The 13,721-nt window shown below is 31.5% G+C and carries 12 protein-coding genes and 1 other annotated feature; of the genes, 5 read left to right on the forward strand and 7 right to left on the reverse strand.

The genetic code is table 11. The annotated features are described in order from the left end of the window. The first annotated feature begins 30 nt into the window (after positions 1-30). Both BUA21_RS01150 and BUA21_RS01155 read left to right on the forward strand, forming a co-directional pair. On the forward strand, positions 31-948 hold the full coding sequence (locus tag BUA21_RS01150) for a YihY/virulence factor BrkB family protein (protein ID WP_084604082.1): 918 nt from the start codon (positions 31-33) through the stop codon (positions 946-948). A 67-nt stretch (positions 949-1,015) separates the two neighbouring features. Further along, positions 1,016-1,555, forward strand: a complete 540-nt coding sequence (locus BUA21_RS01155) for an HdeD family acid-resistance protein (protein ID WP_072742693.1) — start codon at positions 1,016-1,018, stop codon at positions 1,553-1,555. Positions 1,556-1,697: 142 nt separating this feature from the next. Here the strand turns inward: BUA21_RS01155 and BUA21_RS01160 are convergent, their stop codons facing one another. After that, entirely contained in the window at positions 1,698-1,916 is a 219-nt protein-coding gene (locus BUA21_RS01160) for a DUF3343 domain-containing protein (RefSeq protein ID WP_072742694.1), read from the reverse strand. Between the two features lies 1 nt (position 1,917). Continuing rightward, entirely contained in the window at positions 1,918-3,177 is a 1,260-nt protein-coding gene (locus tag BUA21_RS01165) for a double-cubane-cluster-containing anaerobic reductase (protein WP_072742695.1), read from the reverse strand. A gap of 221 nt (positions 3,178-3,398) precedes the next feature. Then, positions 3,399-3,661, forward strand: a binding site (T-box leader). 238 nt (positions 3,662-3,899) lie between these two features. On the opposite strand from BUA21_RS01165, the gene BUA21_RS01170 reads away from it, so the two are divergent. Next, the gene (locus BUA21_RS01170; protein WP_072742696.1) at positions 3,900-5,348 is read left to right on the forward strand and encodes a tryptophanase; all 1,449 of its coding nucleotides are present in this window, start codon (positions 3,900-3,902) and stop codon (positions 5,346-5,348) included. A gap of 53 nt (positions 5,349-5,401) precedes the next feature. Here BUA21_RS01170 and uvsE read toward each other — a convergent pair whose 3' ends face one another. From uvsE to BUA21_RS01195, 5 genes are all read right to left on the reverse strand, one after another. After that, entirely contained in the window at positions 5,402-6,661 is a 1,260-nt protein-coding gene (gene uvsE / locus BUA21_RS01175) for a UV DNA damage repair endonuclease UvsE (RefSeq protein ID WP_072742697.1), read from the reverse strand. 160 nt (positions 6,662-6,821) lie between these two features. After that, the gene (locus BUA21_RS01180; protein ID WP_072742698.1) at positions 6,822-8,876 is read right to left on the reverse strand and encodes a methyl-accepting chemotaxis protein; all 2,055 of its coding nucleotides are present in this window, start codon (positions 8,874-8,876) and stop codon (positions 6,822-6,824) included. Positions 8,877-8,986: 110 nt separating this feature from the next. Continuing rightward, on the reverse strand, positions 8,987-9,301 hold the full coding sequence (locus tag BUA21_RS01185; RefSeq protein WP_072742699.1) for a hypothetical protein: 315 nt from the start codon (positions 9,299-9,301) through the stop codon (positions 8,987-8,989). Between the two features lie 13 nt (positions 9,302-9,314). Continuing rightward, the gene (locus BUA21_RS01190; protein ID WP_072742700.1) at positions 9,315-11,261 is read right to left on the reverse strand and encodes a Dam family site-specific DNA-(adenine-N6)-methyltransferase; all 1,947 of its coding nucleotides are present in this window, start codon (positions 11,259-11,261) and stop codon (positions 9,315-9,317) included. A gap of 112 nt (positions 11,262-11,373) precedes the next feature. Then, positions 11,374-11,928, reverse strand: a complete 555-nt coding sequence (locus BUA21_RS01195) for a CD3073 family putative ECF transporter S component (RefSeq protein WP_072742701.1) — start codon at positions 11,926-11,928, stop codon at positions 11,374-11,376. 171 nt (positions 11,929-12,099) lie between these two features. Between BUA21_RS01195 and BUA21_RS01200 the strand changes: the two genes are divergently transcribed. Both BUA21_RS01200 and namA read left to right on the forward strand, forming a co-directional pair. Next, positions 12,100-12,567 (forward strand): CD3072 family TudS-related putative desulfidase, encoded by a 468-nt coding sequence (locus BUA21_RS01200; protein ID WP_072742702.1) that lies wholly within the window; start codon positions 12,100-12,102, stop codon positions 12,565-12,567. A 100-nt stretch (positions 12,568-12,667) separates the two neighbouring features. Then, the gene (gene namA, locus BUA21_RS01205; protein ID WP_072742703.1) at positions 12,668-13,690 is read left to right on the forward strand and encodes an NADPH dehydrogenase NamA; all 1,023 of its coding nucleotides are present in this window, start codon (positions 12,668-12,670) and stop codon (positions 13,688-13,690) included. Positions 13,691-13,721: the final 31 nt, after the last annotated feature.

Raw genomic sequence — 13,721 nt, forward strand, 5'->3', positions numbered from 1 at the left:
GGATTCAAACATCCCTTCCATAATTGTTATATGAAAATTGGGCAAAATATATTATATGACAAAAAGGATGGGATGGATTTGAAGCTTAAAGACAATTTCTATCATAAATATAAAAATAAAAGATGGTTTGAATTTTTAGATGAGCTCTTATATAGGATAAAAGATGATGAAGTTCCTGCTATAGGAGGACAATTGACATATTTTTTAATATTATCTATTGTTCCTTTTTTGATGTTTTTTCTGAATTTGTTGAAATATACTTCTATTAGTGGATTAGAAATATCAGACAATATACTTATAACAATTCCATTAGAAACCCAAGCTCTATTTGAAAATATCATAAAAGAAACAATAAACTCAAGCTCCGAAACCTTATTGTCTTTCAGTATACTGCTTTCCATTTGGACTGGTTCTCTAGGTATAAATTCCATGATAAAGGCCATCAATAGAGCCTACAACGTAGAGACAAAAAGGCCTTATTGGAGAGCAAGAGCCTTATCTATTATATTCACCATCGTATTGGCCTTCTTGCTTGTATTGGTATTGGCAATGCTTGTATTCGGAAAAATCATTGGTGAAAAAATCTTCACAAAGTTTGGAGCCACCCACGTTTTTTACCATATATGGGAATTCTTGAGGATGATCATCCCTATTGTAGCTATGATCACAATATTCGCTCTTTTATATAAATTGAGTCCTCCTCATGAGGAAAATTTAAATTTAAAATTTAATGAAACCCTTCCTGGAGCAATATTTGCATCCTTGGGATGGATTATAGCCTCTATGATATTTTCCTTTTATGCAAACAACTTTGGAAATTATTCTAAAATTTATGGTAGCTTAGGTGGAATCATTATATTGTTGATATGGCTTTATATAGCAAATATAGTAATAATTTTAGGTGGAGAAATAAACGGAACTTATACATATTTTAAGAAGAAAAAATAAGGGTGGGTTTATATTTAAGATAAATGGGTATATATAAAACAAATTTATAGAAATAGGAGGTATAGTTATGAAAGATTTTCTTAAAAAAACTAAAATAAGTTTTATTTCAATGGCAATAATATATATTCTATTTGGTCTAATGTTTATGATACATCCAGATACCACCAACAAAGTTATTGTAATAATCTTAGGTATACTCATAAGTATATATGGAATTTCCAAAATATTTGCCCATGTAAATGCTGAAGAATTCGAAAAATTGCAAGGCTTTAGTCTAGGTACTGGTATTATTGCTTTATTGATAGGAATTTATTTTCTTATAAAACCACAAACAATAGTTTCTATACTTGGTGCGATTTTAGGATTTTTCTTATTCTTCCATGGTGCAATAAACTTCCAACATGCTGTCAATTTAAAAGGTATGAATTATGAAAAATGGTGGATTTCTGCTATATTTGGAATTGTATCCATATGTTTTGGTTTTTATGGAGTTATGAATCCTACAACTATATCTCCTGCCTTTCCTATAACTATTGGTCTAGGAATGGTATTGAGCGGAATAAGTGATATATTTATGATTACTAAAATTTCATCTTATTTTAAATAATGATGACAAAAACGTCAGCTTATATTTAGGTACAAGCTGACGTTTTTATTTTTTCCCCAATATTTAAATTTAGAAATACTTTCAAACTGACAAATCACTGAAGTTTATCTAAAATTATCTTTATGGAACTTACTAAAGAATTTTATATTCTATAAAAGCCCTTTATATTTATTTTATTTTCCTCAATTATCCTCTTTATATCCTCTTCATCTTCTTTTTTATACATAATAGATATTCCACAACTTGTAGATAATTTTCTAGGTGTTGGGGATATAGTATATTTTATGCCATTTTTTTTGAGGAAAGATTCCAATTCTAAGCCGTGAGAATAATTGTGAAAAAGAATGTAGTTTTTTCCCAAATTAGATCATCTCCAAAAATGCTTCCACCCTTGTTTTAATTTGACCAGTATCGCCTTCTGAATAATCTGTCTCTATCATTATGACTGGTATATTGCTATCTTTCAATGCCTTTTCTACTTTGTTGTATTCAACTCCATAAGTATGGCAAAAAGACAAATTATAGTTGATAACTCCATCTACATTATATTCTTTTGCATATCTTAAAACGTCCTCTATTCGCCCTTCATTTGGTGTAAAACAAGCACAGTTTACTCCCATGTACCTATCAGCTAAATTTTTTAGTATTTCATCCATAGTCTCTCCATCTTCAGCTACTTCATTTTCAAAGTATCTAGTACCTGTACAAGTCTCTTCTACTACTATTTCTGCATCCAATCCTTCTACTATAGAATGTAATTTCCAATTTGGCAATGCCATAGGAGTTCCTGTCACCATTATTCTTTTTTTCCCACTTGGTTTCATAGTTTTAACCCTTTCTTCTAGTTCATCACACAACTCATTTACTTTTTCAATAAACCTTTTTGGATCATCATAAAAGGCAATCTGAGAAATAAGCAAAGAATCAAGTCCACTTATAGGTGAAGGTGTGTTTTTTCTCAAGTCATAAAGTCTCTTTAATGCTCTTCTCTTTCTATTATTGATTATTACAGCTTCTTTAAGAGCTTCAACAGTCACCTTATTTCCAGTAAGTTCTTCTATTCTCTCAATAAGCAATTTTATTTCCTCTACCCAAAGTTCATAATTCTGAGTTCTTTTCATTTGAGGCAACTCCATTACATGAACTGGAGTATAGTCATTTAAAATCTCCCAAGCTTTTTTCTTCCCATCGCAAGTAGTCTCTCCAATTAACAAATCACAAGATTGAAAATATGGACAAGTTCTACTAACTTTTGCTCCAGTAAAAGCTTTGATAAGTGGGCACAAATTCTTTGGCAAAACCTTTTCCCCATCTTCAATCCAAAACTGACTTCCACCACACAACCCTACACTTATAGCATTCGCTGCCAATATAATTTCATCAGGTACAAATACACAAAATGTTCCTATTACCTTTCTGCCTTCTTTTCTAGCATTTTCAAGCTCCATTATTCTAGCACCATGAACTTCTGCTACTACATAATTGAAATAATTCATTCCTTCAGGTCTGTTTTCTTGCTTCAAATAAATTTCTCCAAATTGTTCAGGCAAAGCAGAACATAAAATATCATGTTTCTCAAGATCAACATTTAATCCTTTCCACATTTCTCTGTAATCACCCATTTTTGTCCCCCCATAAAATTTATTTAAAGATATTATATCATTCTATTTTTATTCAAATATGCACTATAAAAAAATATGATAGTAATCTTAATATTTATAGGATATATATATAATTAGCTATCCATTAAAAAATATATCCTTCTTTTCTAAATTGCAAAAAAACAATAATTAAAATTTTACTTGACACAATTTAATATATTTACTATAATGGCAAATATATTATAAAAACTTTGACTGAGAAAGAGTAAGAATGACTATTATTTACAGAGAGCTACCGGTTGGTGAGAGGTGCAAAGAAAAGCATTCTGAATACATCTCAAGAGTTGCACATCAAAAGGGGTAATCCCAAGTAGACTGTGTCGGTATCCTGCACCCGTTATAGTGCTAAAGTATCGTGTAAATTTATGCACCGTACTTGAAAAGGTTGATATTGTAAAGTATCAATAAATTAAGGTGGTAACACGGGGAATATCCCGTCCTTTGAAAATTCAAAGGACGGGTTTTTTTTATGACCCATAGGAAAGTTCTAGTTTTCCTTAATATAAAACTTTCCGAAATGGGTTTCAAAAAAGGCTTCCTTGATTTTTAATACTTCCATTGGAAACCTTTTTTATTCTAATGAAAGGGAGATGATGCTATGGATTCTGACTATTATTATAAAAATATAAAATCTCATGAAAGCGAAAGAAAAAAAATATTATTCAAATCGGAGGGATGACTAAATGTCAAATATCAAATTTTTCAGTGAGGAACAAATACCACTTGAGATGCATAAAGTACGTATAGTGCAAAAATTAGAACTTCCAACTGTGGAACGCCGTTTTGAGGCTATAACTGAAGCGGGCAACAATACATTTCTTCTTAAAAATAGAGATATATTTCTTGATATGCTAACAGACAGCGGTGTAAATGCAATGAGTGATAGACAACAAGCCGCTATGCTTATAGCAGATGATAGTTATGCAGGAAGTGAAACCTTTATAAGACTTGAAAGTAAACTTAGAGAAATATTCGGTATGAAGTTTTTTCTGCCAACCCATCAGGGAAGAGCATGTGAAAATATTATCTCACAAGTATTAGTAAAACCTGGTTCAATTGTACCTATGAACTATCATTTTACTACAACAAAATCTCACATAAATTTAAATGGAGGACGAGTTGAGGAAATAATAAACGATACTGGCCTTGAAATTAAAAGCAACAACCCATTCAAGGGAAATATGGATATTGATAAACTAGAGAACCTTATAAAAAAACACGGCTCGGATAAAATTGCTTTTGTTAGAATGGAAGCTGGTACAAATCTCATTGGTGGACAGCCATTTTCTCTTGAAAATCTAAGTGAAGTTCGCAAAATATGTGATAAATATGGCATTTTACTTGTACTCGATGCAAGTCTACTTTCTGACAATCTATACTTCATTAAAACTCGAGAAGAAAAGTTCAAATCTATGAGCATAAGAGAAATCACCCGCAAATTGGCTTCACTTTGTGATGTTATTTATTTTTCTGGTCGTAAACTAGGATGTGCACGGGGTGGCGGCATATGTACCAAAAATGAAGATGTTTTTATAAAAATGCGTGAGCTTGTACCTCTTTACGAAGGATTTCTTACTTATGGCGGCATGTCTGTAAGGGAAATGGAAGCCTTGACTATTGGTCTTGAAGAAACAATGGATGAAAATATAATCAATCAAGGGCCTCAATTTATTTCTTTTATGGTCAATGAACTTGACAAAAAAGGTGTCCCCGTTGTAACACCAGCCGGTGGCCTTGGCTGTCATATAAATGCTATGGAATTTGTTGACCATATACCTCAACAAGAATACCCTGCTGGAGCACTTGCAGTAGCTCTTTACATTGCAAGTGGTGTTCGAGGTATGGAACGTGGAACATTGTCAGAACAGAGAAACCCAGATGGAAGTGAAGTATTCTCAAATATGGAACTTTTGAGATTAGCTATGCCAAGAAGAGTATTTACTCTTTCACAAGTTAAATATGCAGTTGATCGCATACTTTGGCTATATGAAAACCGTAAGCTTATAGAAGGACTCAAATTTATAGATGAACCAAAAATTTTACGTTTCTTCTTTGGAAGACTAGAACCTGTTTCCAATTGGCAAGAAAACTTAGTTAAAAAATTCAAAGAAGACTTTGGTGATAGCTTATAAAAAAACTAGGGCTTTCCACTACCATGGTAGTGGAAAGCCCTAGTTCATAAAAATTATTCTTCTATAAAATAATATGAATTCAGTAGATAAAACTCATTATACTTTACAGCCATTCTCCACAGACTGTTTTTAACAGTAGCAATAGATGTTCCCCCTCTATTATATTTTTCGATACTATTAAAAAAATAGTTTTTTTCTTTATCTGTTGCTACTTCTTTAAAATAACCCCAAAGGTGTAAAGCTGCATTTATAGAGTTTCCTTTAGTACTTTTTTTCTCCATTGAATCTTCTACCAAATCATAAAAATCCATAACTGAATAATTGTCTTTATCTTTAAGCAATTTCCGAATCTCCACATAATTTGATGGTGCATTTTCAAGAATTTTGTACTTATACCTGCTCCATTCAATTTCAAGATTTTTGGTGGATTTGTCGGAAGAAGTACAATTTATACATTTAATAGCCGAAATATTCTTGTCCTTAACCTCAAGCATGATGTCAATATCCTTTGTCTCTAATCCCTCATAAAAACTCATGAATTGCCTTATACCTATGGTTTTTGAATGAGAACCAGGTTTTTTTAATGGATCTTGCTGTGAATAATGAATCTTTTGGCAGCCATCTTTTTTCTTCCAAGTTTTTCTACATTCATCAATCCAATAATATTCATCTTTCTCTTCATCTGGAGGATTTATCCTATTGTGCAAATTGTCAAAAATAACAGGTATATTTAAAACATGACCAATCTCCAATACATCATTTATATTGTAGGATTTGTCATCATTCTCTATGACAATTCGTTTTTTAACTTTGTCATCTAGTTTTTTATAATTCTCTATAAATCTCTCTATAGCCTGATTTTTGTCATCATAAATTCCGCCTATATGTAAAACAATCTTATGGTCCTCTCCCACTCTGAGGCTATCTAATACTTGAGTATGATAATTTAAATCTTCAATAGCCTTTTTGACAACCTCCTCTTTAGGAGAATTGATAACAGTATACTGACCAGGGTGTGTAGAAACCCTCATACCGCTTTTTTGTATTTTTTCCCCAATACTTTGGAACTTCTCTTTAAATATTTCCCACCATTTAAATTTATTTATAGGACTTGAACCAAAAGGTATTATATTAGAGCTAATTCTAAAGAGCTTAATATCATTTTCAATATTATAATCAATTACATTTTCAAGAGAATTTAAATTGTAAGAAGTTAACTCCAACAGTTTTTCTGGACTTGCATTTTTAAGCATACAACTTTTCTCTTTTGTATTTAGAACCCCAACAGCTAAACAAGCATATCCTATACCCATATAAATCCCCTTTCTTAATGCAGTATTCTTATTATACCTAAAATAAAATAGCTTAATCAAAATTAACTAGCAAAGAACAATTTTCCCTCATAAAAAAATAAAGGCTCATATAATTTAGAGCCTTTATTTTTAAACACAGTGCTTTCATTTCCTCATTTTTCTAATATTTAAACTTAGAAATACTTCCAATCATATCTTCAGCTAGTTTTGCTAAATTCTCACTTGCATCAGCTATTTCATTCATAGCAGCATTTTGTTCTTCTACTGAAGCCGAAGCCTCCTCTGTACCAGCTGCGTTTTCTTGTGATATAGCAGACAAGTTTTCTATTGCAGAAATAATTTCTGTTTTTTGGTTTTCCATTTCTACTTCTATTTTATTTAATTCATCCAATATACCTGCGATACTGTCGATTGAATCCGATATACCATCAAACTTGGTCTTTGTCTCATATACACTATTTGTCTGGTCTAATACTATTTTCCCTACTTCCTCCATTGTACTTACCGCTGAATTCGTTTTGTTGGATAATTCACGAATTACTTCTGATATTTCATCTGTAAAAGCATTAGATTGTTCTGCCAATTTTCTTATTTCATCTGCAACAACTGCAAACCCTCTTCCTTCCTCTCCTGCTCTAGCTGCTTCAATAGCTGCATTCAATGACAAAAGGCTTGTCTGTTCTGCAATACTTTTTATCATTTGACTTGCCCCACTTATTTTATCAGCACTTATATTAGCCTCAACTATAACATCGTTTACTTGCTTTGAAGCTCTTTCACTATTTTTAGTCTTCTCTACCAAAATATCCAGTATTTTTAGACCCTCATTTTTCAAAAGTTCTACTTTTCCCAAGGCAGTATTGAGTTCCACCATCATATTTTGGTTTTCTCCTATTTTATCTCCTAAAATAGATACTCCCGTAGCTCCTTGCTCTGTTTCCCTAGCTTGGTCACTAGCACCTTTTGCTATTTCTTCTATGGTTCTTGCTATTTCATCAGAAGCTATTGTCGTTTGATTGATTATAGATGAAAGTTCTTCAGAAGAAGCTGACAAATCGCTAGAACTATCTGAAATTGTCTTTATGAAATTTACTAAATTCAGTCTGATAGTCTTAAAAACATTAGCCAAAGAACCTATTTCATCTTGTCTTTTCAAAAGTTTCTCAGGGACATCTTGAGTTAAATCCAAATTTCCAATTTTTTCGCCGTAGTTTTCCAAATCTTTTATAGGCTTAGTTATACTTTTAGTGATTAAAAATATTAAAACTACCATTATAGCTATTCCACCAATATAGATAATTGTTAACGCATTTTTAACTCTCCCCACATCTTCCATGAACTCTCCTTTATCTATACAGGCAGCAACAGACCAACCATTTGCTGATACTGGATAATATCCAACATATTTATCTATTCCTTTATCCTTATAAGTTCCAACACCACTTTCTTGATTTACCATACTTTGTGCTATTTTCCCAAGTTCTCCGCCAGATTCATCAAGTCTGGTTTTCAAAACATACTCACTATTTGGATGGTAAACAGTTTCCCCTTTTTGGCTCAATAAAAATAAATAACCAGTTTTCCCAATAGTATAACTTTCCATAATAGATGGCAATTCATCAATCATCAAATCAATGCCAACTGCCCCAACATTTTTTCCAGCATTATCATATATGGCTTGTACAACACTTACAACCATCTTTCCTGTAACTGAATCCACATAAGGCTCTGTAAATAAAATTTTCCCTTTTTCTAGTTTTAAAACTTCAGTATACCAATCCTTACTGTTTATATCCCATTCATTAGGGCAATCCCATTCATTGTTAGTGACCAAATAATTTGCATCCTTCAATGCCACCCACACCAATGCCAAATTTTCATCTGTACCTTGTATTTTATTTATAGCCTTTACTACATCAGTGTACTCTTCATTTGTCCTAACTTCATCTCTTGTCTTTACCCCATTCATATACTTAATTATATCTTGATTTGTATGTATTTGTTCTAGCAGAACTCCGTATCCGGAAAAGAACTCACTTATCTGATTAGCTGCTGCCTTTGCCTCGCTTTCCAAATTCTTGTAATTTAGTTCAGTAACAATTCCAATAGTTCTTTTTTCAATTATGAAACCAGAAGAAATAAAAATAATTAAAACACATAAAATAATAGAGGATAATATTTTGATAAAAAGACCCTTGTTTCTACCCACTTTCATAAAAAAACACCACCTTTTTTAAATTTTTTGTCGATTATAGTCGATTTTTACCCTTTATTTTATATCTTAACCTATTATGTTAAATTATCCAAGCAATATTTTTAAGTCAACTATCTATTTCTTCTTGTATAAAATTCATTTTTTTTAGCCACTATTTTTTCACCATTTTTAACTTCCTCATCTTGAGCTTTATCCAATTTATTTTCTACATAGGAAATATGTCCTTCTTTCACTAGACAATTGATACTTTTAAGGCTAACTCCTGTTTCTGTAATAATTTCTAAAATAGTAGCATCAGGATATTTACTTATATATTCTAAAATTAAATCAAGTTCTTTCTCAGTCTTTTCAAAGCAATCTTCACAATACGCTCTCCCATTCTTGGGAAACATTTTCCCGCATCTACCACATATTTCATATGCCATAAAATCACCTCATTTAAACTATATAATTTGTAATAAGCACTTCAACTGTAGAATTTTTATCCCTGTTTTTAGTTTGATAATTGGAATTTGAATAGTCATTGTTTAAGTAATGAACTATATACTTATCTTTATTTGAAATAATCCAATTGTATAAAATTTCATTTTTCTTATTCTTACTTTCCATGACGTTTGATAGAGCAAACTTTATTCCTTTTGAATTCAATTTGTCTAAAAACCTTAGCAAATCCTTTTCATGTTCTTTGCTCCATCCACCTTGCTCATTGTAACTGGCGGTAGTTATTAAATAAGGAGGATCTGCGTAGACAAAGCTCAAATCTTCAACTTCCTCAACACTGATATTTGAAAAATCTTTTGCAATAAATTCATAATCTTTTTCATGAATTCTATCAATAAATTTAATGAGCTTTTCTCTCATTTTAATATTAAAATCTCTTTTCCCAACAGGTAAATTAAATTTACCCCTTTTGTTGAATCTAATTTGATTGTTGAAACTAAATACTATCAATACATAAAAAATCATATCATAATAAAAACTATCTTCCCTTCTTTTGTTGTATATATCTCTCAAATGCAGATATCTTTCCTTGTTGTATTTCCCAAGTCCACTACTACTGCTAGAACCATAATAGCTATAGCCATGCTTTGACGAATTGGACAATTCAAACTTTTCTATGATAGTATCAATTTCATTTAAAATTTCATCTTTTTCATGTTCTTTAAAGGCATTTAAGAGCCTTATGAGGCTTAGCTCTTTATCAACAAATTTCACATTCTTGCAATCTACATTTATTCCCACATTACATCCACCACAAAAAAGATCCATCATATTGTCTATATTTTCTGGAAACAGTGGTTTTATCTGATCCAACAATTTATACTTTCCACCAGTATAATTTAGCGGTGAAGCTACTATGTCAAAGGTTTTGCATAAAAACAATCTTTCTTTATGATCATCAATTCTAGATTTTCCAGCAGTAAACGCACCATAGTCCTTTTCAAATATTTGAACTTCTCCTCTTTTTCTTAAAATAGAAAGTATTTCTTTATCGGTAATCCTAGCATTTGACCTATCATGACCTTTGTTTCCCATATTGCTATAAGATATAAGAATATATTTAACATCTAATTTCTCAATTAAATCTTTAAAAACTTGAGGAGCTCTCCTTGTACAATAGCTACTCTTTATATTTTCTCGATTCATCTTAGCAGCTACACCAAAAACTTCAGGTTTTTCCCATCTTGCAACATTTTCTAGAAGATGATAAGCATCTGAATACTGCCTGGAATTGTAAGGAGGATCAACATAGGCTATGTCAGCTTTCACATTTCTTACAAGTTCATTAGAATCTGTATTGTAGATTTGATTTTTACCCATATTTTCTTTTATATTTGGAAACTTAAGCACCAATTCATCATTATATTCTTTCGTTTTCCTATAGGCATCATAATGCCCACAGGTACTTGCAATTCTATCTATGGCATATATAAGGGAAGATATGAGTATACATTCTTCTCTTTTATTTATCTCTCCATTTTTAGATAGAATAGCAATTTCTTCTCTTATGTATCCAATTTTTTTGGAAGCTTCCTGACTAAAATACTTTCCTCCAAAATTTTCAGACATATAATTCTCTTCTTTTATAATAGAAATATTGTTCCATTTGTCTATAATTCTCATAAGCTTTCCTTGGTTAAACTCATCATCACTAAAAAAAGCATAATGGATGACATAATTGCTATATAATAAATCATTAGTTATCAAATTAAATTCCCTAAAAGCATCAGCCACCACTCCAGTACCACTAAAAACATCAAAAAAAGAACTACAATTTTCGCAATTGTCTTCTACAACTTTTTTTATAAAGGGAATAAGTCTATACTTATTCCCCAAATACCTTCTATTGTTTAATTCAAAATATTCTCCTCTCAATTCTATCACCTTTTTTTCACTTTACCATTGTTCTTATTATACCTAAAGTCAAATAGCTAGTAAAGTGCAGTTTCCCTTCACAAAAAAGTAAAGGCCCTATATAATGTAGAGCCTTTACCGATCAATCATATTTTTCAGGTTTGTATTGCTTTGGCAATGCTTTAATTAGAAAATATACCAATAGACATGAACCAATTTTATCTAGCAAATTATTTATTATTTTAGGTATAAAAGAGGAGACAAAGATACTATTTCCACTTTCCTTTAACCAAATAAACAAGAAATCAAGACCTGTCCCTGTCAAGCCTCCATATACCCATATGCCAATAGGAGTTCCTATCAGTGGGCAAACAATACTCAATATAAGTCCAGTAATAAGAGCTGTTGTGAAATTAAATTTAAATTTTCTACCTATAAATCCAACTATAAGACCAACTGCTACGCTGACTATTAAAAAAGGAATATCTTTAGGACTAAAAATAATTCCAGTAAGTAAATTTGTAAGTCCACCTACTGCTGCTCCATACCAAGGTCCAAAGTAAACTGCTATGAATATAGTACCTATAGTATCTAAATAAAGCGGCAATTTCAAACCACTAGTCACTATGCCCAAAACAATATTTAGAGCTATTGCAATAGCACACATAAGCATAATATTAAGCTTTTTATTTCTCATTTTTCCACCTCCTAAGATCATTTCCATTCTAATTATAATTTCATTTGCTTATAAACTCCAATTGATGTTTTGAATACGTGAAAATGCGTTCATTATATTTATCTATAGTGACACTAGTTAAAGATATATGATACAATTAAATGGAAACAATTTTAAATTGGAGCTGATTTTATGGAAAGAGGAAAAAATCTTGTATTAGTAAGTCATTGCATATTAAATCAAAATAGTGTAGTAAAACCATTAGCAAGGGCTAGAGGTGCCTTCCCTATTGTCAACAAACTTTTAGAATCTGGAGTAGGAATTATACAACTTCCTTGCCCAGAATTTAAATATCTAGGTCCCGAAAGAAAACCCATGACTAAAGAAGAATATGATACCAAGGAATATAGAAGACTATGCAAGGAACTTTTTCTACCAGTTCTATCCGAATTAAAACAATACATATCTTCTGACTATGAAATTCTCGGCATCATCGGAATAAATGAAAGTCCCACTTGCAGCATATCAGGAAAAAGAGGAGTTTTCATGCAAGAGATATTTAAAATATTAGAAGAAGAAAATATATATTTGAAATACTTTGAAATTCCCACTGACTACAGCGAAAAAAATAACTATATAAAATCTTTTCATTTTATATGATATAATCATGAATTAATCCACAAGTAACCTCTGCTTATATATTTAAATCTGGGTATACATTGTGGAAATGGGTATTATTATAAAAAAGGAGTGTGTATATATGAATAAACTATTTTCACATATTAATATTAAAAATCTTGAATTAAAAAATCGTATTGTAATGGCTCCTATGTGTATGGTCATGGCTGATGAAAAGGGATATGCCAAAGACTGGCATGAAATTCACTATGCTACTCGTGCCATAGGAGGCACTGGGCTTATAATTTTAGAGGCAACAGCAGTAGAGAGCAGAGGCAGAATAAAAGATGGAGATTTGGGAATTTGGGACAATTCTCATATAGAAGGATTATCAAAAATAGTAAACAGTTCCAAAGCCCTTGGAGCAAAAGTTGGAATCCAATTAGCTCATGCTGGAAGAAAATGTACAGCAAAATCTGAAACCATCATTGCTCCATCTCCTATAGCTTTTGACGATAGCTACTCTACTCCAGAAGAAATGACCAAAGACGATATAAAAGCTGTGATAAATTCCTTTAAAGAAGGAGCCAGAAGGGCTAATGAAGCTGGTTTTGATGCTATTGAAATACATGGAGCTCATGGGTATTTGATAAATGAATTTTTATCTCCCCTTACCAATAAAAGAAGAGATGAATATGGAGGCTCTCTAGAAAACAGAACCAAATTCTTAATAGAAATAATAAAAGAAGTCAAAACTGTATGGCCTGAAAACAAACCTATAATATTGAGAGTTTCCGGTGAAGAATATGCAGAGTCCGGAAATCATCCAGAAGATTTGGTAAATATCATAAATCTAGTAAAAAATGAAGGTATAGATATAATAAATGTAAGCTCTGGAGGAGTAGTTCCTGCTGATATTGATATATATCCTGGATATCAAGTGACCTTTGCAGAAACAATCAAAAAAGGAACTGAACTACCCGTTATCACTGGAGGATTAATTACAGAACCAGAAATGGCTGAAGAAATTCTTAAAAACAATAGAGCAGATTTCATATTCTTAGGAAGAGAATTGTTGAGAAATCCTTACTGGCCTCTAGAAGCTGCCAAAAAACTAAATCAAGACATAGAATGGCCTTATCCCTATAGAAGGGCTAAAAATTAACACTTATAAAATGGGACGAAAGCAACAAATT

It is taken from the genome of Sporanaerobacter acetigenes DSM 13106 (assembly GCF_900130025.1).
Taxonomy (GTDB): Bacteria; Bacillota; Clostridia; order Tissierellales; family Sporanaerobacteraceae; genus Sporanaerobacter; species Sporanaerobacter acetigenes.